General features: G+C 52.8%; 19 protein-coding genes. 17 read left to right on the plus strand and 2 right to left on the minus strand.

Annotated features, from left to right (window positions below; all coding sequences use genetic code 11):
* Positions 1-42 precede the first annotated feature (42 nt).
* From accB to JI741_RS16760, 13 genes are all read left to right on the plus strand, one after another.
* Positions 43-525 (plus strand): acetyl-CoA carboxylase biotin carboxyl carrier protein, encoded by a 483-nt coding sequence (gene accB / locus JI741_RS16700; RefSeq protein WP_202012040.1) that lies wholly within the window; start codon positions 43-45, stop codon positions 523-525.
* Between the two features lie 133 nt (positions 526-658).
* The gene (accC, locus tag JI741_RS16705) at positions 659-2,011 is read left to right on the plus strand and encodes an acetyl-CoA carboxylase biotin carboxylase subunit (RefSeq protein ID WP_202011567.1); all 1,353 of its coding nucleotides are present in this window, start codon (positions 659-661) and stop codon (positions 2,009-2,011) included.
* 127 nt (positions 2,012-2,138) lie between these two features.
* Entirely contained in the window at positions 2,139-3,779 is a 1,641-nt protein-coding gene (locus tag JI741_RS16710; RefSeq protein ID WP_202011570.1) for a TldD/PmbA family protein, read from the plus strand.
* A gap of 15 nt (positions 3,780-3,794) precedes the next feature.
* The gene (locus JI741_RS16715) at positions 3,795-5,435 is read left to right on the plus strand and encodes a TldD/PmbA family protein (protein WP_202011572.1); all 1,641 of its coding nucleotides are present in this window, start codon (positions 3,795-3,797) and stop codon (positions 5,433-5,435) included.
* Positions 5,436-5,458: 23 nt separating this feature from the next.
* Complete coding sequence (locus tag JI741_RS16720) at positions 5,459-6,802, plus strand: TldD/PmbA family protein (RefSeq protein ID WP_202011574.1); 1,344 nt, start codon at positions 5,459-5,461, stop codon at positions 6,800-6,802.
* 183 nt (positions 6,803-6,985) lie between these two features.
* A complete protein-coding gene (locus JI741_RS16725; protein ID WP_202011576.1) occupies positions 6,986-8,623 on the plus strand; it encodes a TldD/PmbA family protein in 1,638 nt (545 codons plus the stop codon).
* 1 nt (position 8,624) lies between these two features.
* Positions 8,625-9,962, plus strand: coding sequence for a TldD/PmbA family protein (locus JI741_RS16730; RefSeq protein WP_202012042.1), 1,338 nt, complete (start codon positions 8,625-8,627; stop codon positions 9,960-9,962).
* Between the two features lie 184 nt (positions 9,963-10,146).
* Positions 10,147-10,770, plus strand: a complete 624-nt coding sequence (locus JI741_RS16735; RefSeq protein WP_202011578.1) for a DUF4159 domain-containing protein — start codon at positions 10,147-10,149, stop codon at positions 10,768-10,770.
* A gap of 43 nt (positions 10,771-10,813) precedes the next feature.
* Positions 10,814-11,827, plus strand: coding sequence for an AAA family ATPase (locus JI741_RS16740; RefSeq protein WP_202011580.1), 1,014 nt, complete (start codon positions 10,814-10,816; stop codon positions 11,825-11,827).
* 16 nt (positions 11,828-11,843) lie between these two features.
* Entirely contained in the window at positions 11,844-12,740 is an 897-nt protein-coding gene (locus JI741_RS16745) for a DUF58 domain-containing protein (RefSeq protein WP_202011582.1), read from the plus strand.
* Positions 12,740-14,017 (plus strand): BatA domain-containing protein, encoded by a 1,278-nt coding sequence (locus JI741_RS16750; protein ID WP_202011585.1) that lies wholly within the window; start codon positions 12,740-12,742, stop codon positions 14,015-14,017. The genes JI741_RS16745 and JI741_RS16750 overlap by 1 nt, the downstream gene beginning before the upstream one ends.
* On the plus strand, positions 14,014-16,281 hold the full coding sequence (locus tag JI741_RS16755) for a hypothetical protein (protein WP_202011587.1): 2,268 nt from the start codon (positions 14,014-14,016) through the stop codon (positions 16,279-16,281). The genes JI741_RS16750 and JI741_RS16755 overlap by 4 nt, the downstream gene beginning before the upstream one ends.
* The gene (locus tag JI741_RS16760; protein ID WP_202011589.1) at positions 16,278-18,029 is read left to right on the plus strand and encodes a hypothetical protein; all 1,752 of its coding nucleotides are present in this window, start codon (positions 16,278-16,280) and stop codon (positions 18,027-18,029) included. The genes JI741_RS16755 and JI741_RS16760 overlap by 4 nt, the downstream gene beginning before the upstream one ends.
* 56 nt (positions 18,030-18,085) lie before the next feature.
* On the opposite strand, the gene JI741_RS16765 is transcribed toward JI741_RS16760, so the two are convergent.
* Positions 18,086-18,679, minus strand: coding sequence for a DUF3109 family protein (locus JI741_RS16765; protein WP_202011591.1), 594 nt, complete (start codon positions 18,677-18,679; stop codon positions 18,086-18,088).
* A gap of 52 nt (positions 18,680-18,731) precedes the next feature.
* The gene (gene tcmP, locus JI741_RS16770) at positions 18,732-19,580 is read right to left on the minus strand and encodes a three-Cys-motif partner protein TcmP (RefSeq protein ID WP_202011593.1); all 849 of its coding nucleotides are present in this window, start codon (positions 19,578-19,580) and stop codon (positions 18,732-18,734) included.
* Between the two features lie 145 nt (positions 19,581-19,725).
* On the opposite strand from tcmP, the gene JI741_RS16775 reads away from it, so the two are divergent.
* The 4 genes from JI741_RS16775 (at position 19,726) to JI741_RS16790 (ending at position 25,434) form a co-directional block, all read left to right on the plus strand.
* Complete coding sequence (locus tag JI741_RS16775; protein WP_202011595.1) at positions 19,726-21,984, plus strand: ATP-dependent helicase; 2,259 nt, start codon at positions 19,726-19,728, stop codon at positions 21,982-21,984.
* A gap of 159 nt (positions 21,985-22,143) precedes the next feature.
* Positions 22,144-23,286, plus strand: a complete 1,143-nt coding sequence (locus JI741_RS16780; protein ID WP_202011597.1) for an IPT/TIG domain-containing protein — start codon at positions 22,144-22,146, stop codon at positions 23,284-23,286.
* A 255-nt stretch (positions 23,287-23,541) separates the two neighbouring features.
* Positions 23,542-24,477, plus strand: a complete 936-nt coding sequence (locus tag JI741_RS16785; RefSeq protein ID WP_202011599.1) for a Kelch repeat-containing protein — start codon at positions 23,542-23,544, stop codon at positions 24,475-24,477.
* A 222-nt stretch (positions 24,478-24,699) separates the two neighbouring features.
* Positions 24,700-25,434: a DUF4290 domain-containing protein gene (locus tag JI741_RS16790; RefSeq protein ID WP_202011601.1), complete on the plus strand. Its 735-nt coding sequence runs from the start codon at positions 24,700-24,702 to the stop codon at positions 25,432-25,434.
* Positions 25,435-25,469: the final 35 nt, after the last annotated feature.

Raw genomic sequence — 25,469 nt, forward strand, 5'->3', positions numbered from 1 at the left:
TCGAAGACCGCCAACGATTCAGGATCTACTAACCAACCTGCAATGAAAACAACAGAAATAAGAGACCTTATTGATTTCATCTCCAAGTCAGGATTGAACGAGGTAAACATTGAAACCAAAGAACTAAAGCTCAGCGTGAAGCGCGAGCCGGATCAAAAGGTGTTCAAGTCAACACCTGTGATGACACAAGCAGCCGTAGCGCCTGTCGCGGCGGTGGCCCCTGCTGCAACGCCCGCGCTGGCGCCGAAAGCAGAAACAGCTGCCCCGGTTGCCGCAGGCAAGAAAACAGTCGAAATCAAATCGCCGATGATCGGAACCTTCTATCGCTCGTCCACACCCGACACCCCGTCGTTTGTGCAGGTAGGCGACAAGGTCTCCAAAGGCCAGACCGTGTGCATCATTGAAGCCATGAAACTATTCAACGAAATTGAATCGGAAGTTTCGGGAACCATTGTGAAAGCGATGATCGAAAACGCTTCGCCGGTAGAATACGATCAGGTACTTTTTGTAGTAGAACCAGACTAGTTAAAAACATATTCCGCTTCGTTTGAAGCCCACCGCAAGACATCATTACCCAACGGTATTGATGTTTTGGTTTTCCGGAGGTGGCCTCAACAAGTTGAAGCATGTTATCATTTGGACTTTAAACCCTGCAACTGTGTTCAAGAAAATACTCATAGCAAACCGTGGTGAAATCGCCCTGCGCGTGATCCGCACATGCCGCGAAATGGATATCAAAACCGTAGCGGTCTATTCCACGGCCGATCGTGAAAGCCTTCACGTTCGCTTTGCCGACGAAGCCGTGTGCATCGGCGACGCACCCAGCAAAGATTCATACCTCAACATTCCCCGCATCATCTCGGCTGCGGAAATCACCAACGCCGATGCCATCCACCCCGGTTACGGCTTCCTGTCGGAGCGCGCGGAGTTCTCGGCCATCTGTCACGAATATGGCATCAAGTTCATCGGCCCCACACCGGCCATGATCCAGGCCATGGGCGACAAGGCCACTGCGAAAGACACCATGAAGAAAGCCGGCGTGCCGACCATCCCAGGTTCGGACGGACTGCTGGACTCGATTGAGCAAGGCATCGAGATGTCGAAAGAAATCGGCTACCCTGTCATTGTGAAAGCAACGGCCGGTGGTGGCGGAAAAGGCATGCGCATCATCAACAACGAAGCGGAATTCAAGAAGGCGTGGGACGACGCCAAGCGCGAAGCCGGTGCGTCGTTTGGAAACGATGGCCTCTACCTCGAAAAATTTGTAGAAGAACCCCGCCACATCGAAATTCAGATTGTGGGCGATCAATACGGCAAGGTATGTCACCTGTCTGAACGCGATTGCTCCGTGCAACGTCGTCACCAGAAACTGGTGGAAGAAACGCCCTCCCCCATTGTGAGTCAGGAGTTGCGCGAGCGCATGGGCGAAGCGGCCATCAAAGGCGCAAAAGCCATCAACTATGAAGGCGCCGGCACCATTGAGTTTCTCGTGGACAAGCATGGCAAATTCTACTTCATGGAAATGAACACCCGCATCCAGGTAGAACACCCCATCACCGAAGAAGTGACGGATTATGACCTTATTAAAGAGCAAATCAAAGTAGCGGCCGGTGTGCCGATTTCGGGCAACAATTATTTTCCAAAAATGTTTTCGATGGAGTGCCGCATCAATGCCGAAGATCCGGCAAACGGCTTCCGTCCTTCACCCGGAAAAATCACCAACATGCACATGCCCGGTGGACACGGCGTGCGCATTGACAGTCACGTATACGCGGGCTACACCATTCCGCCGAACTATGACTCGATGATCGCCAAGCTCATCATCACCGGACAGTCGCGCGAAGAGGTGATTACGCGCATGAAACGTGCTTTGCAAGAATTTGTGATTGAAGGCATCAAGACCACGATCCCCTTCCACATCAAATTGATGGACAATGCCACGTTCCGATCGGGCAAGTTCACAACCAAGTTCCTGGAAACTTCATTCGATTTCAGCGCCCTCTCCGAATAGCCAACCCAGGCCGGAGCGCCGACCATTCATATAATCTATTGACTAAGGATACCTTTTCAGGTATCCTTTTTTATTTCTTTGACTATTTTACACTGCATTATAACTCACTTACCTAAACTCATTACCCTTGAAAAGAAGAGAATTTGTTCAACTGGCCGGGTTAGGCATTGGCGGGATGCTGGTGTCTGTGCCCATGATGGGGAACCCCATTCCTGTTGAAGCATTGCTGGACTCCCCCCTTGACGCCCTTCAGAAGAGACAACTTGCCGACGTTGCTCTGACCACCGCCAAGTCGATGAGTGCATCATATGCCGACATCCGGATCGGGCGCTACCTCAATCAATTTATTTCCACGCGCGAAAACAAAGTGCAGAACATTGCCAACACCGAATCGTTTGGTGCCGGCATACGCGTCATCGTGAACGGCACATGGGGCTTTGCCTCTACCAACACGGTGACGACAGAAGGCATCCGAAAAGCCACCCAGCAAGCGGTAGCCATCGCGAAAGCCAATTCAAAATTCCAGAAGGAACCCGTGAAGCTCGCGCCGGTGAAAGGCTATGGCGAAGTGACCTGGAAAACACCGATTGAAAAAAACGCGTTCGAAGTGCCGGTCTCCGAAAAAACAGACCTGCTGCTGAAAGCAAACGCGGCGGCTCTGCAGAACGGCGCCAACTTTGTTAGCTCCAACCTGTTTCAGGTGAACGAACAAAAATATTTCGCCTCCACCGAAGGTTCCTACATCGACCAGGACATTCATCGCATCTGGCCCACCTTCTCCATCACCGCCATCGACAAAGCCACAAACACGTTTAAAACACGTCAGGCGTTGAGCGCGCCGATGGGCATGGGCTATGAATACATGATCCCGAAAGCTTTTGACAAGCTGCACGGCCCCGCCGATGTGATGCTCTACAAGAACAGCTACGACATGGTGGAGGACGCCACACTCGCGGCTCAACAAGCCAAAGCCATGCTCACCGCCAAATCGGTGGAGCCCGGAAAATACAGCGTGGTGCTGGAGCCCAACCACCTTGGCCTCACCATCCACGAATCGGTAGGCCATCCGTTAGAACTGGACCGCGTGCTGGGCTACGAAGCCAACTATGCCGGAACCAGTTTTGCCACGCTCGACAAATGGAAGACGGGCAAGTTTAACTATGGCAGCAAGCTTGTAAACATCTTCGCCGACAAAACACAACCCGGCTCACTCGGCGCCGTGGGCTATGACGACGAAGGCGTGCAATGCAAGCGCTGGGATCTGATCAAAGACGGCGTGCTGGTGAACTACCAGGCCATCCGCGATCAGGTGCACATTCTCGGACAAAACGAATCGCACGGTTGCTGTTATGCGCAGAGCTGGAGCGACGTGCAGTTTCAACGCATGGCCAACATCTCGCTGGCACCGGGCAAAGATCCCTACTCCATCAACGACATGATTAAAGATGTGGAGAAAGGCATCTACATCGCGGGCCGTGGCTCCTACTCCATCGATCAGCAACGCTACAACTTCCAGTTTGGCGGCACGGTGTTCTATGAAATCAAGAATGGTGCCATTGGCAGCATGCTCAACGACGTGGCCTATCAATCGAACACACAGGAGTTCTGGAACAGCTGCACAAAGATCTGCGACGAAAAAGATTACCGCTTGTTCGGTTCATTCTTCGACGGCAAAGGACAGCCCTCGCAGGTCAGCGCCGTGTCGCACGGAAGCTCCACCACCCGTTTCGACGGCATCAATGTGATCAACACAGGAAGAACCCTATAACCCCCGGCAACGATTATGAAGAGAAGAGATTTTATCCAAATGGCCGGCATGGGCGCGGGAGCCTTGATGCTTCCCGTTACATCCCTGGCAAACATTGTGAGTCCCGAAGCGCTTCTGGAACCCGGCCTTGACGTGGCCCAGAAGAAACGCCTGGCCGACGTTGCCCTCAACACGGCGAAGTCGAATGGCGCAACCTATGCCGATGTGCGCATTGGCCGGTACCTAAATCAGTTTGTTATCACCCGCGAAAACAAAGTGCAAAGCATTCGCAACACCGAGTCGTTTGGCGTGGGTGTTCGCGTGATTGCCAACGGCACGTGGGGCTTCGCAGCCACCAACGAGGTGACACCCGACGGCATCAAGAAAGCCACCGAGCGCGCGGTGGCCATCGCGAAAGCCAATTCAAAATTTCAGAAAGAGCCGGTGAAACTCGCTGCCGAAAAAGGCTATGGCGAAGTGACCTGGAAAACTCCGATTCAGAAAAACGGCTTCGAAGTGCCCGTGAAAGACAAGGCCGACCTGTTGCTGAACGCAAACGCCAAAGCGATGGAGAAAGGTGCCAGCTTCATCAACAGCATCATGTTCCTGGTGAATGAACAAAAGTACTTCGCTTCGACAGAAGGCTCTTATATCGACCAGGACATTCACCGCACCTGGCCCAACTTCCAGGTGACGATGATCGACAAAGCCTCGGGCCAATTCAAAACCCGTTCGGCGTTTAGCGCACCGGTGGGCATGGGCTATGAATATCTCGATGGAAAGGCACAAGATAAAATTCAGGGTCCCGGTGGCATCATCCTCTACAACAAGTCATACGACATCGTGGAAGATGCGACGATGGCTGCCGAACAAGCCAAGCAACTGATCTCGGCCAAATCGGTAGAGCCCGGCAAATACGATCTCGTGCTGGAACCTTCACACATGTGGCTCACCATTCACGAATCGGTAGGCCACCCCTTGGAGCTCGACCGCGTGTTGGGCTATGAAGCCAACTATGCCGGAACCAGCTTTGCAACACTAGACAAACAGCAGTCGGGCAAGTTTCAATACGGCAGCAAGGCCGTGAACTTTGTGGCCGACAAAATACAACCCGGTTCGCTCGGCGCGGTGGGGTTTGACGACGAAGGTGTGAAAACAAAACAATGGGATTTGGTGAAAGACGGTGTGCTGGTGAACTACCAGGCCATCCGCGACCAGGTGCACATTCTGGGCCAGGGCGAATCGCACGGCTGTTGCTATTCACAAAGCTGGCGCGACGTGCAGTTTCAGCGCATGGCCAACGTGTCGCTGCAACCCGGCAAGGCACAACTTACCCCGGATCAAATGATCAGCGGCGTAGAGAAGGGTATCTACATTGTGAAAGACGGGTCGTTTTCGATCGACCAGCAGCGCTACAACTTCCAGTTTGGTGGTGTGTTGTTCTTCGAAATCAAGAACGGCAAGATTGCGGGCATGCTGAAAGACGTGGCCTATCAATCCAACACACAGGAATTCTGGAACAGCTGTGTGCAGGTTTGCGACGAACGCGACTATCGCATGAACGGCGCCTTCAACGACGGCAAGGGTCAACCGGCCCAGTCGAATGCAGTGTCGCACGGATCGGCCACCGCACGCTTCAACGGCGTGAATGTTATCAACACCGGAAGAACTCTTTAACCTAACCTATAAAAAAAATTATCATGGCTATATTTTCAAAAGAAGAAGCAAAAAAGATATTGGAGAAGGTGATTGCCTACTCCAAGGCAGATGCCTGCGAAGTGAACCTGAACGGAACCAACGGAGGCAATATACGCTACGCACGCAACAGCGTGTCTACGGCCGGCGAGAACAGCGATGTGACGCTGGTGGTTCAATCCAACTTTGGTAAAAAATCGGGCGTGGCCACCATCAACGAATTTGATGAAGCGTCGCTGGAAAAAGTGGTGCGCCGTTCGGAAGAGCTGGCAAAGCTGGCACCGGAGAACCCCGAGTTTATGGACCCGCTGCCTCAGCAAACCTATGGCGAATCGAAAACCTATTTCGAATCCACCGCCAAGATCACACCCGAGTATCGTGCACAAGCCGCGGCCAACAGCATCAACCCGGCCATCGCCAAGGATGTTACGTCGGCAGGCTATCTTGAAGACAACTACAGCTTTGCTTCGATGATGAACACGAAGGGATTGTTTGCCTACAACCAATCGACCGGTGTGAACTTCACCGTGACCATGCGCTCCAACGACGGCACCGGCTCCGGCTGGGTGACCCGCAGCTCTAACGACGTGAGCAAACTCGACACCGCAGAAGCGTCAAAGATCGCCATCGACAAAGCCCTTCAGTCGCGCAATGCAAAGGCCATAGAGCCCGGCAAATACACCGTGATTCTGGAGCCTGCAGCATCGGCCGAATTGATCCGCAACATGCTCTTCGCCATGAACGCACGCCAGGCCGACGAAGGCCGCAGCTTCCTTTCCAAAAAAGGCGGTGGATCAAAAATCGGCGAGAAGATCATGGACGAACGCGTCACCATCTACACCGATCCCTACAACCTCGACGTGCCCGCGTCGCCCTGGTCGGGCGATGGACAAGCGCGCAAGAAAATGGACATCATCAAGAATGGCACCGTGGCCAACATGTTCTACGATCGCTATTGGGCATCGCAGAAAAATGTGGCGTCGGTTCCCTTCCCGGGCAACGCCATCATGGAAGGCGGCAACGCCTCGCTGGAAGATCTGATCAAAGACACCAAGAAAGGTATTCTGGTGACACGCTTCTGGTACATCCGTCCCGTGGATCCTCAAACGCAGTTATACACCGGCCTCACCCGCGACGCAACCTTCTTTGTGGAGAACGGCAAAGTGAAGCACCCCGTCAAAAACTTCCGCTTCAACGAAAGCCCGGTGATCATGCTCAACAACGTGGAAACCCTTGGCAAACAAGTGCGCGTAGATGTTGACGGAGGGCCAGGCGGTGGCGCCAGCTTCCTCATCCCCTACATGAAGCTGCGCGACTTCACATTCACCAGCTTGTCTGACGCTGTTTAAGAAAGCAACACTGAAAATCCCTGGGCCTCGCCCGGGGATTTTTTCTTTACATATACCGGATACTTCGGTATTGCAGAGTTGAAAACCTTTCCGAATATAATTGGCGAAAGATTGATTTATACAAAACTTTTAGATATTGCTTTCCGATAAAGCTTACAGGAATAACTCTTAAACCCTAACACTTTGAAACGACGAGATTTTATGTACCTGACCGGCATGGGCACGACGGCGGCCATGTTGTCGGCCATCCCCGGTATGGGGCGCGCCATTGCTCCGGAACGCGCCCTGGAAACCGTGGACGTGGCCTTGAAGAAACAGCTGGCGGACGTGGCGCTCAACGCAGCCCGCAGCAAAGGAGCAACCTACACCGATGTTCGCATCGGTCGCTACCTCAACCAATTCATCATTACCCGTGAAGACAAAGTGCAGAACATTGTGAACACGGAGTCGTATGGTCTTGGTGTTCGCGTGGTGGCCCAGGGCGGCTGGGGCTTTGCCGCCACCGACAAGCTCGACAAAGACAGCATTGCCAAAGCGGCCGAACTGGCCGTGGCCATTGCCAAAGAAAACTCGCGGCTTCTTTCCGAGCCCGTGCAACTTGCACCCCAGAAAGGCTATGGCGAAGTGAGCTGGAAAGCACCCATCGAAAAGAATGCATTCGAAGTGCCCATCAAAGAGAAAGTTGATCTCCTGCTGGGGGTGAACGATGCGGCCATGAAAGGCGGCGCCAACTACATCAACTCGTTCCTCTTCATGGTGAACGAACAAAAGTATTTCGCCTCCACCGACGGCTCGTATATCGACCAAGACATTCACCGTATCTGGCCTACCTTCTTCATCACCAAAATTGATGCGACCTCGGGCAAGTTCGAAACACGCAATGCACTGAGTGCCCCTATGGGCATGGGCTATGAATATCTCTACGCCCGTCCGCAAGACAAAATTCAAGGCGTGACCACGCTCTACAAAGGACGCTACGACATGCTGGAAGACGCCAAGGCCGGTGCACAGCAAGCCGGAGAAAAACTCAAAGCCAAATCGGTAGAGCCCGGCAAATACGACCTCATCCTCGATCCATCTCACCTCTGGCTCACCATACACGAATCTACGGGTCACCCGACAGAGCTCGACCGTGTGTTGGGCTATGAAGCAAACTTTGCCGGCACGAGCTTCCTCACGCTGGATAAGTGGCAATCGAAAAAATTCAACTACGGCAGCAAGCTGGTGAACGTGGTGGCCGACAAAACGCAAGTGGGTTCACTGGGCGCAGTAGGCTACGACGACGAAGGCGTGAAGTGCGGCCAATGGGACGTGATCAAAGACGGCACGCTGGTTAACTACCAGGCTATACGCGACCAGGCACACATTTTGGGATTGCCCGCTTCACAAGGCTGTTGCTATGCCGACAACTGGAGCAGCGTTCAATTCCAGCGCATGGCCAACATCTCGCTGCAGGCCGGCAAGGAAAAGAAAAGCATCGACGACCTCATCAAAGGTGTGGAGAAAGGCATCTACATCATTGGCGACGGCTCGTTCTCGATCGATCAGCAACGCTACAACTTCCAGTTTGGCGGACAGCTGTATTACGAAATCAAGAATGGCAAAATTGTGGGGGCACTGAAAGACGTGGCCTATCAATCGAACACCCAGGAGTTCTGGAATTCGTGTACGGCCATTGCCGACCAGAGCGACTATCGTTTGGGCGGATCGTTCTTCGATGGCAAGGGGCAACCCATGCAAGTAAGCGCCGTGTCGCACGGCTCTGCTACCACGCGGTTCAACGGCGTTAACGTTATTAATACATCACGTAATATCGGATAATATCATGGCGCTACTAACAAAAGACGAAGCTCAGGCTTTATTGAAAAAAGTATTGAGCTATTCAAAAGCAGACGAATGCGAAGTGAACCTGACCGGCACCAACACCGGCAACATCCGGTATGCGCGCAATTCCGTATCGACCAGCGGCGGCATCAGCACCTACACGCTGGTGGTGCAGTCGGCCTATGGCAAGAAGCTGGGCACAGCCACCATCAATGAGTTTGACGATGCGTCGCTCGAAAAAGTGGTGCGTCGTTCGGAAGAACTGGCACAACTTGCTCCGGAAAACCCGGAATATGTTTCGGTGCTCGGCCCGCAAAAATATGCCGAGCCCATCACTTACGTACCGGCCACGGCAGCCATCACACCCAAAATGCGCGCCGACGCTGTAGCACAAAGCTTGCAGGTGGCGAAAGAAACAAAAACCGTTGCCGCAGGATTTATGGAAGACACCACCACGGTGAACGTGATGATGAACAGCAAAGGGTTGTTTGCCTACAACACCTCCACCGGTGTGAACTTCTCCATCACCATGCGCACCGAAGATGGTAAAGGCTCGGGTTATGCCACACGCGGCTATAACGACATCACCAAACTGGATGCGAAGAAGGCCTCGCAGATTGCCGCCGACAAAGGCGTGAAGTCTGCCACCGCCCGCGCCATTGAGCCCGGAAAATACACCGTGATCCTCGAACCCGCAGCAGCCGCCGTGCTCATGGAAAACATTTTCTTTGGACTCGACGCACGACAAGCCGACGAAGGCCGCAGCTTCCTCAGCACCACCGGTGGCAAAACACGCCTCGGTGAAAAACTGGTGGACGAACGCGTGAACATCTATTCTGATCCGCTCAACCCAGACCTGCCCACCAGCACCTGGGCCGCCGACGGCAGACCACAAGAGAAAGTGAGCTGGATTGAAAAAGGTGTTGTGAAGAACCTCACTTTCTCCCGCTACTGGGCCGAGAAGAAAGGTGTGAAAGCCGTGCCTCCCCCCGCTGGCGTGATCATGGAAGGCGGAACAAAATCGGTAGAAGAATTGATCAAGGGCACCAAGAAAGGAATTCTCGTGACACGCCTCTGGTACATCCGTCCGGTAGATCCTCAAACACTCCTGCTGACGGGGTTAACACGCGACGGAACTTTCTACATTGAAAACGGTGAGATCAAATATCCGATCAAGAACTTCCGCTTCAACGAAAGCCCGGTGATCATGTTGAACAACCTGGAAGAATTGGGTAAGGTAGAACGGACGGTGAGTGTTGAATCGAACACGAACTATCTGTTGCCCCCGATGAAAATCAGGGACTTCACGTTCTCGAGTCTTTCGGACGCCGTATAAAAAAACAGTAAACCTGCATAAAATCCCCGGCCCAAAGCCGGGGATTTTTCATTATAGACGAAGCGAAATCGTGTTCGATGCACAAGCGCGTTTGACCTGTATTCTGGGAGCAAAGAATTCTCTCCGTTTGTATAAAATCATAGTGAGGATGGCGCAGCAAAAGGCGACATTGTAAGATTATCGTATGCGCGACGCGAACAAATTTTTCTTTACACGCCTGCAGTATGAATCGGGCGATTGGGATGTAGACCAGCGCATGCCGGCAAACCTGCTCAACTCGCTCATCGAGTATACCACCATACCCGTGGACACGCAGGAGAACATTGTGCCGTTAAACAGCGCCGACCTGTTTGCCTGTCCGTTCTGCTACCTGAGCGGGCACAAGCTGGTGGAGTTCACCCAACAGGAACGCGAGAACTTTGAACGTTATGTTCGCCAGGGAGGCTTTGTGTTTGTAGACGACTGCAACCACGACATCGACGGCTTGTTTGCCAAATCGTTTGAAGGACAAATGGAGCGCATCTTTGGCGCCAACGCGTTGAAGAAAATACCAAATCAACACCCGCTCTATTCCATATTCTTTCAATTTGAAGGCCCTCCCACCACATCGCAGGAACTGAACGGCTGGGGCGACGACATTGTGCACGACTATCTGAAAGCCATCGAGATCAATGGCAGGATTGGGGTGCTGTATAGCAACAAAGACTATGGGTGTGAATGGGACTATGATTTTCGGAACAAACGATTCTACAAAATAGACAACACCCGTTTCAGTGTGAACATCGTGATGTATGCCATGATGCGCTGACCCTGAAACAAAACAAACATGAACGCTTAGACTTTTTACGGATATGACACAGGATCTTAAAACCACCGAGCACGCCGTGCAGGAAATTATCGGCAAGCTGAACGCGCTCAAGCAGGAGATACGAAAAGTTATTGTGGGGCAGGAAGAGACCATTGATCAGTTGCTGATCACGTTTCTCGCCGGCGGTCATGCGTTGCTGGAAGGCGTGCCCGGATTGGCCAAGACGCTCATGATCCGCACACTTTCGGACGCGATCGATTTGAAGTTCAGAAGAATTCAGTTCACGCCCGATCTAATGCCCTCCGACATCATCGGAACAGAAATTCTGGAAGAAGATCATACCACGGGCAAACGCTTTTTCAAATTCAACAAAGGACCGATCTTCTCAAACATCATTCTGGCAGATGAGATCAACCGCACCTCGCCAAAGACACAAGCGGCGTTACTGGAAGCCATGCAGGAATTTGAAGTGACCTATGCCGGCGTAACGTATCCGCTGGAGCGACCGTTCTTCATCCTGGCCACACAGAACCCGATTGAACAAGCTGGAACATTTCCATTACCGGAAGCACAGTTGGATCGCTTCCTGCTGTACATCAAAATAAATTATCCCACCGCAGCAGAAGAACGCGCCATTCTTGAAAACACCACCGGACGAAAATCAAATCCTGTTCAAAAAGTAATCGAAGGCAAAACCATACTCGAAGCCCAGCGCCTCGTGCGCGAAGTGCACATCAACAGCGACCTCATTGACATCGTGAGCCGCATGGTGCGCGCTACACGCCCGGGAGAAAGCGAAGTGCCCTATGTGAACGAATGGGTGCGCTGGGGTGCTGGTCCCCGCGCAGGCCAGGCGATGATCCTTATTGCAAAAGCCCGCGCATTGCTACATGGCAATTTTGCCGTGACGCTCGACGACATTCAGAAAGTTGCCTACCCCGTGTTGCGCCACCGCATTCTGATGAACTTCAAAGCCGAAGCAGAAGGCGTGACACCAGACCAGGTGACGGCCAAATTATTTGAGAGCATTGCCGCGGTGAAAAGCAATCGCATATAAAAAAAACAAACGCGTCGTGAACCCGCAGATCAAAGACTTGCTGAAACCTGAAATCCTGAACACGGTGAACGGCCTCGAGCTGTTGGCCCGCATCATCGTGGAAGGATTTATGAGCGGCAGCAATAAAAGTCAGGCCGTGGGTTCGGGACAGGAGTTCAGTCAATACAGAAGCTACGAGCCCGGTGACGACCTGCGCCAGCTGGACTGGAAGATGTATGCACGATCGGAACGTTATTACATCAAGCAAGCCGAAATAGAAACCAACATCACCGTGAAGTTCATTGTCGATGCAAGCCACTCGATGGCCTACACCGAAGATGGAATTTCGAAACTGCAATACGCCAAAGTGCTGGCGGCAGCACTCGCTTACCTGTGCCGCAAACAAAGCGACACGTTTGGGTTGTTCACCGTGAACAACAAAACCATCAGCACCGTGCAGCCGCGGTTCGAGCAACAACAATTTATTCGCTTCCTCAACGCGCTGGTGCACATCAAAGGCGAAGGCACCTGGCGCAAAGACAACGGCCTGGAACAATTGTTCGACCACCACGGCAAAGAACTTATCATCTTCTTCACCGACCTCTACGACGACGGCGAAGACTTGCAACGTTTCATCTCCCGTTTGAAAACACCGCGAAACGAAGTGATTGTTTTTCATTTGATGGGCCATCACGAACTGAACCTCGACCAGGAAGGTTCCTTCACGTTCGAAGACCTGGAAACACACGCGCAACTGAAAGTAGACACGGTTCAGCAAAAGGAACAGTATGTGACCCGCGTAACCACCTGGCTGCAACACTCGCGCATGTGGATGCTGGAAAAACACATCACCTACCAGCTCGTGTCGATGCAAGACGCGTTCGAGAAAACGCTGCGCGACTTTTTGAAGGTACGTAAAACCCTGATGCGCTGATGGCTTTCACCAATCCGATATGGCTTTGGGGATTGACGGGACTACTGGTTCCGATCAGCATTCACTTGCTCAGCCGCAAGGAGGGCAAGGTGATTCGCGTCGGCAGCATTCGCCATTTGGAAGACTCCACCACAAAGCAATTCAGAAGTCTGCGCCTGAACGAGCTGCTGCTGTTGCTGCTGCGTTGCTGTGTTATAGCCCTGGTGGTTTTGCTTTTGAGTGGACTCCATTTCAACACAGACGCCAATCAACAACGCCACTGGGTGGTGATTGAAGCGGGGCTTGAGAAAGATACCGACATCGCGAAGGTGCTGGATAGTTTGACGCAACAAGGGTTCGAGGCAAAACAACTCAGCGCGGGGTTCCCGCCGATCGACAGTGCCACGGCTTCTCCCCTTCCCTATTGGACGGCCATAGAAGCGTTGAAGCAAAAGTCGTTGCAACGCGTCGTCATCATTTCACATAACCGGGTGGCCGACTTCCGTGGAAAGCGGATCGCGCTTCCAACGAACATGCAATGGATCGTGAAGGAGTCAGCACCCAAAACGTTTCCACTCCACGCCATCCGCCTCTCATCCGATTCTGTTTCCATTCGCACGGGCAAGTCAACATCAACGCTCACCACCTTTCAGGACACGAAGGTTTCTCTATCGCCCGGCGACACATACTTCCACCACGAAAAAGATTCGGTCAGCATTGACAAGCCCGACACGGTTGCTCTGGAGATTGCCAGCGACAAAGAGTTTTATTACGATCAATTGATTTTGGTGGCCTCCCTCGAAGCGTTGAAACAAACTCTTCCCGTGGTGCTTACCTGGAAAACAGTTTCAGCACAAGATCTAACAAGCGGCACTTCTGCATCATGGCTTATCTGGCTTTCTGATAAAAAAATTCCAGCAGGCGCACGGCACTACATTGCACTCCAATCAAAAAGCCTTCGACATTCGGGCCCACTGTTTGCCCAACGAGAAGAATTGGATAATGCCAGCGGATGGACTATCACCCGCCGGCTGAACGAAGACATTGCGTTGGAAGAAAAGCTACCCCTGCAATTGGCCTCCATCCTGTTCCCGAACAAACGCGACAACCTCCGCGCGGCACAACACGACCAACGGATGCAACCCGAAAAAACACAATGGTCGACAGAAACACAATCTGACACTGATGCCTCAACACCCTCGCGCAAAGATCATGCGCCGGCCTCTCCCCTGCTGGCCTTTGCCGCCATTGCCATGCTGGTGACGGAACGTGTTGTGGCCTATAAACGAAATCAATGAGCGCGACCGAAGCACGATATCGCCTGCAAAGCCTGAAGCGGAAATACCGGCTGATCCGCCTGTTGGAGACGTTGCTGTTTTCCGTGGCCATCGCGTTGGTAGTGTACGCAACACTGAACTTCTTCCGTGTGCCGAACGTCTGGATCTGGACGTCGACGCTTGTGAGTCTGATTGCGTCGTATGTTGTCCGTAGCATTCGACTCAAGCTGTGGAAAATTTCGGAAGCCGGGGTGGTGCATTATATGAACCAGCACTATCCACAATTGGAAGAAAGTACGGACTTGTTGGTGCGCGATGACGAGAGTCTCACGTCGCTGCAGCAATTGCAAAAGCGCAGAACGCTTCAACACTTTGAAACGCTCTATTCCACGGTGAAGCTTCCTCACAATCTGGCTCAGGCTTCCCTGGTATTTGTGTTGGGGGTGGTGGCCTACGTTTCGTTGACCGCATTCGCGGGAAAAGAAAACACGCCCTCCGATCGTGCTGCACAAGCTAACGTAATTGCACCTGTAGAAGAAACACACTTGCCCGCCACCATCAAACGTGCAGTCATCACCTTCACGCCACCGGCCTATACCGGGCTCCCCAAAAAGAGTAGCAACACCTTCAACGTTCGCGTTCCGGAAGGCACCACGGTTGCATGGGATCTTCAGTTCACGGAAAACGTGACGCATCCCGCTATCATCTTTTCTGCACACGACAGTCTTGCGCTCGCATCGCAGGGTGAACAATACAACGCCCATCGCCAGTTTGATGAAACCCTGTTCTATCAAATCGCATGGACCAACACGGATGGTTCAAGGAAATATTCCGACTACTTCACGATAGAAATTGTTCGCGACCAACCGCCCGTAGTCTCTGTTGACAACCTGGATCAATTCATCAGCCTGCGTCTCACGGACAACCTGAAGATCAATCTCAAATCCACCTTGACCGACGACTATCGCGTGAAGGATGCCTACATCATTGCCACGGTGAGCAAAGGCAGTGGTGAGTCGGTGAAGTTCAGAGAAGAAAAACTGCGATTCGACACACCCGGAACATTTTCAGGAAAACACATCGCGGCCACGCGCACGCTCGACATTGTGAAGCTGGGACTTGACCCCGGCGACGAATTGTATTTCTATGTGGAAGCGTTTGACAACAAAGTGCCCAAAGCCAACCGCGCACGAACCGAAACCTATTTCATTTCCCTGCAAGACACCAGCCAGCAAACCACCTCGATCGACCCCGGCCTGGGCGTGGACCTGATGCCCGACTATTTCAGAAGCCAACGTCAGATCATCATCGACAGCGAGAAATTGCTGAAGGAGAAAAAACAACTCTCAAAAGAAGTCTTCAACGCGCGCAGCAACGAACTGGCCTACGATCAGAAGGTGTTGCGTCTTCGCTACGGAGAATTTCTGGGTGAAGAGTTTGAGTCGGGCATCGGCCCACAAGTGGAAGCGCCCGCAGCAGACGATGATGAAGACGTGACCAAAAAATACGGCCACGCACACGACACAGAAAACGAACACAACCTGGTGGACGACAAGAAGACCGCACCCGCACAAGCCGGGCAAGATCATCATGACCATGCCGGTGCCGACAACGACGACCCGGTGAAGGCCTACACGCACGCGCACGACAGCGAAGACGAAGCCACGTTCTTTGCGCAGTCCATTCGCTCAAAGCTGAAGGCCGCCATCACCATCATGTGGGATGCCGAACTGCACCTGCGACTCTACGATCCACAACAGTCGTTGCCCTATCAGTATAAGGCCTTGAAGCTGCTGAAAGAAATCAGTCAGGACTCGCGCATCTATGTGCACCGCACCGGTTTCGATCCGCCACCCCTAAAAGAAGAAAAACGTCTCACGGGCGATCAGACGGAATTAAAAAACTCGTCAGCACAAAACACGTCATTAAAAACCGAGACGTATCCAAACATTCGAAAGGCCGCCACATTGCTTGAGAAGTTTTCGGACACAACACCCATCGTGGTGACACCTGCCTCAAAAGACATTCTGTTGAAAGCCGGACAGGAGCTTTCGGCTATAGCCATTGCTCAGCCCGGGCGTTATTTAAAAAGCTTGTCGTTGCTGAAGGGGCTTGCTGAAAACGAGTTGGAGAAAGCACGTCAACCCGAAGCCTTGCGCGTTGTGAAAGCGGCGTTGTGGAGTGTGCTGCCACAGGAGGCCGCCTCACCCCAAGCCCACGCGCGCACAACCCACAGCCTCGATGACCAATTCTTAAAACACATGGAGACTTTGAAACAGAAATGAAAGCGATGATCACGTTTCATGCCCTCCTGTCTCCACTGCTCATCGCCGGTTTGCTGGTGCCCATCACCATTTTGTTTGGATGGCTGGAGTGGAACCGTAAACATCGTTTCCGCGGACTGCGAATACTAGCCGTGGTTGTGTTAATGACGGCGCTGGCACTCATCCTGCTACGTCCTTCCACCACCGAAGAAAAAGACGCATCCGTATTGTTGCTCACGCCCGGCTACACCAGCAAACAGGTGGATAGCCTGTTGCAAAAACAACCGAACCTGCAAGTGTGGCATACTGCCGATGCCGTGCCGTTCAAAAATTCCATCGCGCTTTCGTCAACACACACCCTCGCCCTCCACGGCGACAACATTCGTTTTGTGATCGGCAATGGCCTCGCCGATTACGATCTTGATTTGATCAAGGAGAAACACTTCACCTATCTTCCCGGCCAGCCAATCGAAGGCATCACGACGATCGCGGTGAGTGAACCTGTGCGCGCGCATCATCTTGCTACTGTAGAGGGGACGTACGCCAACATCGCCGGAACAAAATGGATCTACCTGAATGGACCCGGCGGTAAGGAGGATTCTCTAAAGGTGACGGGTGCCGGTCGCCATCCTTTTCAACTTTCCTTCACGCCCAAACAAAAAGGCTCACTACTCTACACTGTCATCACAAAAGACAGCGCAGGCCATGCCACCGAAGATCGTCTTCCGGTTTTTGTTGACGAAGATCGTGCGCTCACTGTGCTCTTCATTCAAAACTTCCCAACGTTCGAAACACAATACCTGAAGCGCTATCTCGCGCACGCTGGTCATAAGCTCACGTTGCGCTATCAACTCTCCAAACAAATTTTCCGCTTCGAGTACGCCAACCGCGCATCACAACCGGTGAACAAACTCACGACAGAGGTATTGCAACAAGCAGACTTGCTTATACTCGATCGCAATGCCTGGCAGAGTCTATCCACAACAGAAAAGGCGGCCGTTCACAATGCCGTGCGTGCAGGCTTGGGGTGGTTGACATGGCCGAACGCAAAAGAAAAAGTGAGCCAGGATTTTCCATTCGCGCTTGCGGCTGTGAAAACAGATACGACGCAAATCACCTTGCTTCAAAAAGCCATCACCCTGCCCGCGCTTCCCTATCGTGTCGAAAATCAAACCGGCATCCAGACATCTGTTAAAAACAAAAGCGGCATCGTTGCAGCCTATGCGCAGGTGGGCAGAGGTAAGATCGGTTTGCAGACCCTACAAGAAACCTATCGACTCAGCCTCTCGGGCGACTCGCTACGCTATGGTGCCTTGTGGTCGCCTCTGATTGAAGCTTTGGCGCGGAAGTCGGCGGGAGTTACGGCGGTGCGCATCGTCACACCGTTCCCGTGGTATGCCGACGAGCCCATCGCGGTGCAACTGCTCTCGGCTCACCCCAATCCTGCATTGCTCGCCGACAGCATCGGCATTCCCCTACAGGAGGATGTCCAGTTGGATGATGTGTGGTCCGGGAAATTTTGGGCAGGCCAACCCGGTTGGCACACGTTGCAAGCAGACGATGCAACACCAAGTCTCTATTACATATCGACTACGGGAGAATGGAGCGGTCTGCGTCAGGCAACCCTGCGCGCGCAGAACATGGCCGCCTCGGAAAGCCATGCGTTGCAAACTGAAAAGGTTTATGTGAGTCGCGAAATTTCTCCGGTCTATTTCTTCGCGATGTTCGTGCTGGCCGCCGCCTTCCTGTGGATGGCCCCAAAGCTGTGAAATGAAAAGCGACGTGCTGATGACGTCGCTGTTCTTTATGCTCTATGTTCTTATGCTTATGCTTTTTTCGCTTTCGGCTTGGGCTTCGGATTTTGTTCGATAGCGCCTTCAAGTTCCTGATACCACGCTTCGCCATACTTGCGGATCAGTGGATCTTTCAAAAATTTATAGACCGGCACCTGCAGTTCTTTTCCCAGCGCGCACGCCGGTGAGCAGATGTGCCACTTGTGATAGTTAAGCGCCTCGAAGCTTTTCTTTTGTGTGACGCGGATGGGATACAGGTGGCAGCTGATGGGTTTCTTCCAGTCCACAACACCGTCTTTGTAGGCGGCTTCGATGCCACACTTCAGAATTCCTTTGTTGTCGTAGATGGCATACACACATTCGCGGCCTTCGATAACCGGGGTGCAAAGTTCACCATCGTCGTCCACCACGTGCGTGCCCTGCTTTTCAATTTCGCGGATGCCTTCGGGGGTGAGGTATTTTTTGATCTTCGGAAAGATTTCGTTCAGAATGGGAATTTCGTCAGCCTGAAGGGGCGCGCCAAAATCGCCTTCCACACAGCAGGCACCTTTGCATTTCTCGAGGTTGCAAACAAACTCCTTGTCGCGGATGTCGTCTGAAACCAATATTTCTCCGATCTTCATCATAGGCTGTAAAGGTAAGGACAATTGCGCCAATATTCACGTTGGCAAAACGCCATCAGGCAAACAATTCAAACTGCAGATGCTCTGTGACGTTCATGTCGCGCAGAATGGCCTGGGTGGAGAATTGTTTTGAGAAGAAACCCATATAATACGCCGGCAGGCTCACCAACTGCGATTCAAGCTTGTGTACCGACAGGGCAGCGTTCATGCCCATCACCAGCATATTGTTTTGATAGACGCGCACCAGCCGTTTGTAGAACTGGAGGTTGCCCGTGGCCTTTGCCAGGGACTCGCTTCCCGATGCGCCGGCAAACTTTCGAAGGAGCTCGGCGTGATCTTCGGTGTAGTGGCGGTAGTTCACCCGGTCGTTGAGAATGAATGTGAAGGGCACCACAAAGCTAAAGCCCAGCCCAATCCATTTGTCCATCAGCGCCAGCGGCATTTCCAATGAAAACGGATCGACGAGACACAGCACGGCCGCTTTATGACCCCGGGTGGACGTGGGTATGACAGACCTGAGGCGGTCGGTTAATTCGGGGAGCGGGTCGGCAAACACCGACACGTTTTTTTCGGGTGCCGCTTTCTTTGCGCGCATATACAGCGCGTGGGCTTGTTCGGGATCGCGTTCGCAAAAAATCCACCGGTCAATGGGCAGGTCGCCGCACAACGTGGCCAGCGATGGTCCTGCAAAAATTTCTTTCTGATGGCCGACCGAATAGAGGCCACTGCCGGCAAACGCGTCGACAAAAACAATTTCATCAGCCTTTGCTGCGGCGTTCATGATGAAGGCCTGAACGTAACGTTCTATAAGTTGAACCTTTACTTTAAACCAGGGTTCTGTGGCGGTGATGGTGAATCCATCGGCTTGAAAATTCGAAGCGTGATCACGCGATTTTGGATTCAAAAAGCTTTATGTTTAGTGTTTTCGTTATCAAAAATAGCGCGCTGCCGCGGCATCTGAAAGCATCGTGTACACGATCCGAAAAACATTACAAAAAAATCCGGGTTTCCGGGCAATCCAAAAAACTCTGCTCTAACTTGCAGCCCTTATGACCGATTATCTCGAGAGCTTAAATGAACCCCAACGCGAGGCTGTGCTGAACACGGAAGGCCCTTGCATGCTTATTGCCGGCGCGGGCTCAGGCAAAACGCGTGTGCTCACCTTTCGCATCGCCCAACTCATGAATAAAGGTGTCGACCCCTTCAACATCATGTCGCTCACCTTCACCAACAAAGCCGCACGCGAAATGCGCGAGCGCATCGAAAAGGTAGTGGGCCACGATGCCCGCAACCTGTGGATGGGAACCTTTCACTCCGTGTTCGCCCGCATCCTCCGCGCCGAAGCACACCACCTGGGCTATCCCAACAACTTTACCATCTACGACACCGACGATTCGAAGGCCATGATCAGAAGCATCGTGAAAGAGATGGGCCTCGACGACACCGTCTACAAAGCCAACACCGTCTACAATCGCATCTCGGCTGCCAAAAACAGCCTCATCGGCTGGCAAGACTACCTGCAAAACGCCGAGCTCATGGGCGATGATACCGCCAACCTGCGCCCTGAAGTAGGCAAGATTTACAAAGCCTATGCCCTCCGCACCTTCCGCGCCGGCTCCATGGACTTTGACGACCTGCTGTTTAACACCGACAAACTTTTTAAAGAGCACCTGGAAGTGCTGAACAAATACCAGCAACGCTTCCAGTATATCCTGGTGGACGAGTTTCAGGATACCAACCTGTGCCAATACTTCATCATCCGCAAGCTGGCCGCCGTGCGCCAGAACATCTGCGTGGTGGGCGACGACGCGCAGAGTATCTACGCCTTTCGTGGCGCCGACATCACCAACATCCTCAACTTCGAGCGCGATTATCCCGAGCTGAAGGTGATCAAGCTGGAGCAGAACTATCGTTCCACCCAGAACATCGTGCACGCCGCCAACTCGGTCATCAAAAAGAACCGCGCACAGCTTCCCAAAAATGTGTGGACAGCCAACGAAGAAGGACCGCTCATCGAGCTGATCAAGGCCGTGTCTGACAACGAAGAAGGCCGGCTTGTGTCGAACTCCATTTTCCAGGAAAGACTTCAGCACCAGCTCAAGTTCAGCGACTTCGCCATTCTCTATCGCACCAACAGCCAGTCGCGCGCCATTGAAGAAGCGCTGCGGCGGATGAACATCAAGTATAAAGTGGTGGGAGGTCTTTCCTTCTATCAACGCAAGGAGATCAAAGACCTGCTCGGCTACATGCGCTTTGTGCTGAACCAGCAGGACGAAGCCTCGTTCCGCCGCATCATCAACCTGCCCAAACGCGGCATCGGCGACTCAACGGTCGACAAGATTGTGGTGGCGGCCAACGACCACAGCATGACCATCTGGGACGTGTTGCAGAACGCCGCGCCGTTTGTGGGTGGCCGCTCGGCCACACCCATCGAAGACTTTGTGGCCATGATCAAACGCTTCGCGCTGGAGGTTGAACGCAAGGATGCCTACGATGCGGCCTTCGAAATTGCCAAAGGCTCCGGCCTGCTGCGCGAGCTTTATGAAGACAAAACCGTGGAAGGCCTGAGCCGCTACGAAAACGTGCAGGAATTGCTGAACGCCATCAAGGAATTTGTAGACGACCCCGAGCGCCAGGAAAAAGACTTAGGCTCCTTCTTGCAGGAAGTTTCGCTGGTGACCGGCCAGGACGAAGACAAGGACAAAGATCCCGACAAGGTGACGCTCATGACCATTCACATGGCCAAGGGACTGGAGTTCCGCTATGTGTATATCGTGGGGCTGGAAGAAGACCTCTTCCCGTCGCAGATGATGCTGAGCAGCCGTGCCGACCTGGAAGAAGAACGCCGCCTGTTTTATGTGGCCATCACCCGGGCCGAGAAACGATTGTTCCTGTCGTATGCCCTCACCCGCTATCGCTTCGGCCGTCTGAAAAACTGCGAGCCCAGCCGGTTCCTCGACGACATCGATCAGTCCTTTATTAAGGTCGCCAGCAAATTCGGCGGCCTGGAGTCGACGCCTCCGCCAACCAGCCAGTATGCCAAGACCCTGGTGAACGGCATCAAGAAGACCATCGCCTCCACCCCCGTGGCCAAACCACCGGCCGGCTACAAACCTTCTGCCGACTTCGCCCCAAGCGACACCTCGTCGTTGAAAGAAGGCATGAAAGTGGAGCACCCGAAGTTTGGTTTTGGCACTGTTTTGCAGATGGACATGAGTGGTGCCGACCGAAAGGCGCGCATCAGCTTCGGCGCCGTGGGAGAGAAAACTTTGTTATTAAGTTTTGCAAAACTTCGAATTGTAGACTAATCCTTACATGATACTTTTTTGAGGCCGGTTTTCTTAACCGGCCTTTTTTTTGCGTCATACTTTTGCCTTCGGCTTCGCTGATGGCCATGGGATGTTCACTTCCCGCCGGTCGGCTGCACACTTTTTCAACAACCGTTTAATCCAATTTCCCGCATGATCATGAAAAAATTTCCCCTTTCCATTTTTGCCTTGCTGCTGATACTGGCCTGCTCCAAAGACGACGCGCTGACGCCCGTGCTGCTGGGCATCGATCCGAACGTTGGCAAATACAACGACGTGGTCACCATCAACGGCGCCAATTTCGCCACCGACGTCCTCAAGCTACAGGTCACCTTCAACGGTGTGCGTGCCGAGATCGTGTCAGCCACACCATCCGCCCTCACCGTTAAAGTGCCGCCTACATCGTCGACCGGAAAAGTATCGGTGGTGAGCGACGGACAAACCCTGGTGAGCACCGAAGACTTCACGGTGCTGGTGGGCGATTGGGAAAAACGCAGCGACGCACCCAAAGCCGGCCAGCAATATGCTTTGGAAACCTTTACGGTGAACAACAAGGCTTACGTCTTGCTCGGCGAATACAGCACCAACAACTATGTGGAGTTTTCTACCCTATGGCTCTACGATGAGAGCGAAGACACGTGGACGGCCAAGAGCACCTATAGCATGACCGCCAGCCTGTCTGGATCGGTTTCGTGGGGATCGGATATCGGCAAAGCGTATGTGCTTGAGCCGGGCGGTCTGCCCCTCCGTGAGTATGATGCAGCCACCGACAAGTGGTCGGAAAAACAACATCCTTTCACCGCCGAAAACCAGAACGTGAACCTCAACACAGCCTTCAACGTCGGTCACAACGGATACGTCCTGATGGCCGATAAAGCATTGTTAATCTACGACATAGACGACAATAACTGGACAAAAAAGGCCACCTTTCCCGGTACCCTCATAAACAATCAGGCTTCGGCCCATGTGATCGGAGACAAAGCTTATGTGCTTACCGGAAACACCCTCTGGCAGTATGATCCTGCCACCGATAAGTGGACGCAGAAGGCTGGCCTTGATGAAGACTATACCTGCACCTTCGCAGCGGAGGGTAAGTTTTACGCCGGCGACTATGCCCGCGACGCGCGGTCTACATTTGAATACAATCCGGCGACCGACCGCTGGACACAGAAGGCAAGCTTCAGCGGCGGTGCACGCATCGACCCGCTTTGCATCAGCGTCAACAACCGCGCCTTTGTAGGTCTTGGCAAGCAGCAAAGCAACAACACGCGCGTGAAAGACATGTATGAGTTTCTTCCTTAAACCATGAACCAGGGTGATGATGCCGATCTGTTTTCAAGATCGCTTCATCACCCATTCATTACCCGTTGATGACCATGTTGTGCGCAAAATTTTTTAATTATCATTAAATTCTTACCTCGCTCGTTTCTCAACACTTTTGTAAAATCATCAACGACATTCATGTCATAACTTTACTAGTGAAAGCACGTCGTGTATGTGATCGCCCGGCAGGGGCAGAAACATTGCGACAGCCAACACGAACAAACCCTCTCTGACATGAAAAAATCGGTCCTCTTCCTGGTCATAAGTTTTCTCTTTTCCTGCGCTGAAGAAGACAAATCACCCGTGGCACTCAGCGCCACGACCGATCAGGGACAGTGGACCGCGCGCACCAGCGCCCCCATGGTAGGCGACGAAACCAACATCACCTTCTTCTCCACCCAGGGCAAAGGCTTTGTGCTCTTCGGCCAGCAAGCGCTGGACGGCGCACCTCAGGATGCCACCTTCTACGTCTTCGATCCGGCCGGCAACAGCTGGTCACCCAAAACCATCTACGACAAAAATTTCTCTCCCGTACAACACGTGTCATGGGCTGCCACTGCGGGCAAAGGCTTTGTGCTGGAACCGTATGGCGGCGACCTCCATGCCTACGACGTGGCCACCGACACCTGGTCGATCCGGAAGAATCCCTACATCAACGGCCAAACCGATCTCTATCCCGTAACGGCATTCGGCATTGGTGACAATGGTTTTGTTTTGCTGTCGGACAACACGCTGTGGAAATATGACTACACCGCCGATCGTTGGGAAAGCCAGGGCACATTCCCGGCCACCTTCAACGACGCCTACACCATCGACGGCAGTGCTACCGAAACCAAAGGCTACATTACCAACGGACCCAGCGTTTGGGAGTTCGATCCTTCTTCCACCCAGTGGAAAGCAACCACAAAATTTCCGGGCGCGGCCTCGATCGCATTTGCCACCGAAGGCCATCTCTACGCGGGCGACTATGCTGCGGCTGACAAAGGTCTGTGGCAATTTGATGCTGCGGGCAACCGCTGGGAACGCGTGTCTACGCTGGCCGGCAACGCGCGCTATGCAGCCTTCCACGTCGGCATCGGCAACAAAGGTTATGTGGGCCTGGGCGTGCTGAACCAGAGCGACGAACTGGTGAAAGACTTCTTTGAATACACCCCGGCAACAGGCCAATAAGCCACTTCTCAAAACCAGCCCTTTTCCCTTTCGCAAACACCGCTTCAGAGCGCCTTTTTTCCTTGGCACAAGCCATTTCGGGGCACTAAATTTTCGATTCTCGAACCGAACCCGTATACTTGCTGTTCCAAATCGTAGAGAATACGAGAACAAAAGTTCTTTTTTAACAAGCCAATACGTTTCTCGTTACATTAAACGTCACGCTTTTACACCAACATCATCATGATCGGAGAATACAATTCGCAGCGCCCGCATATTATTCTGAAAGAATATGGCCGCAATGTTCAGAAGCTGATAGAGTACATCAAGAGCCTCCCCAGCATTGAAAAGCGCACAGAGCTTTCCTATACCCTCATCGAGCTTATCAAGCAACTCACCCCCAGCATCAAAGAACAACCCGACAATCCTCAACGGTTGTGGGATGACCTTTATATCATCGCCGACTTCGACCTTAGCGTAAACAATCCCTACCCTGTGCCCGAGCGTGAGATTCTGTTCAAGAAACCCATGCGCATGGAGTATCCCAAAAACGATGTGCGCTTCCGTCACTATGGAAAGAACATCGAGAACCTTGTGAAGGAAGCCTTGAAGAAAGACGATCCGCAAGAGCGCGAAGATGCCATCATATACCTGGGCAAGCTCATGAAAACTTTCTACGGAAACTGGAACAAAGAAACGCTCGACGACTCGGTTATCCTGCGCGACATCCAGGCCATGTCGGGAGGTGCGTTGAGCATGACCATCGAGAAAGTGCGCGAAGACAACCTGTTCGAGAAACTCTACAAAGAGCGCAAGAAGGCAAGACCGCAGCAAGGTCAGGGTGGCAACGTAACGGGGCATCAGCAACACCCGCCGCGTCACAATGGCGGAGGCGGTGGCGGCGGACACCGGCCGTTCAACAAGAATAATAACAACAAAGGCGGTGGTGGCAACTTCCGTCGCCGAAGAGATCAGTAAGACGATCGAAAGAGACCGCGCCGTGTTTTATGACC

This window comes from Chryseolinea lacunae (genome assembly GCF_016735595.1).
Lineage (GTDB): Bacteria > Bacteroidota > Bacteroidia > Cytophagales > Cyclobacteriaceae > Chryseolinea > Chryseolinea lacunae.

Bases quoted from the DNA above. Each gene is read 5' to 3' on its own strand.
- JI741_RS16750 (WP_202011585.1), top strand. From the start codon at position 12,740: ATGGCTTTCACCAATCCGATATGGCTTTGGGGATTGACGGGACTACTG.
- JI741_RS16720 (WP_202011574.1), top strand. From the start codon at position 5,459: ATGGCTATATTTTCAAAAGAAGAAGCAAAAAAGATATTGGAGAAGGTG.
- JI741_RS16765 (WP_202011591.1), bottom strand. From the start codon at position 18,679: ATGATGAAGATCGGAGAAATATTGGTTTCAGACGACATCCGCGACAAG.
- JI741_RS16715 (WP_202011572.1), top strand. From the start codon at position 3,795: ATGAAGAGAAGAGATTTTATCCAAATGGCCGGCATGGGCGCGGGAGCC.
- JI741_RS16735 (WP_202011578.1), top strand. From the start codon at position 10,147: ATGCGCGACGCGAACAAATTTTTCTTTACACGCCTGCAGTATGAATCG.
- JI741_RS16760 (WP_202011589.1), top strand. From the start codon at position 16,278: ATGAAAGCGATGATCACGTTTCATGCCCTCCTGTCTCCACTGCTCATC.
- JI741_RS16740 (WP_202011580.1), top strand. From the start codon at position 10,814: ATGACACAGGATCTTAAAACCACCGAGCACGCCGTGCAGGAAATTATC.
- accB (WP_202012040.1), top strand. From the start codon at position 43: ATGAAAACAACAGAAATAAGAGACCTTATTGATTTCATCTCCAAGTCA.
- JI741_RS16755 (WP_202011587.1), top strand. From the start codon at position 14,014: ATGAGCGCGACCGAAGCACGATATCGCCTGCAAAGCCTGAAGCGGAAA.
- JI741_RS16790 (WP_202011601.1), top strand. From the start codon at position 24,700: ATGATCGGAGAATACAATTCGCAGCGCCCGCATATTATTCTGAAAGAA.
- JI741_RS16775 (WP_202011595.1), top strand. From the start codon at position 19,726: ATGACCGATTATCTCGAGAGCTTAAATGAACCCCAACGCGAGGCTGTG.
- JI741_RS16785 (WP_202011599.1), top strand. From the start codon at position 23,542: ATGAAAAAATCGGTCCTCTTCCTGGTCATAAGTTTTCTCTTTTCCTGC.
- JI741_RS16780 (WP_202011597.1), top strand. From the start codon at position 22,144: ATGAAAAAATTTCCCCTTTCCATTTTTGCCTTGCTGCTGATACTGGCC.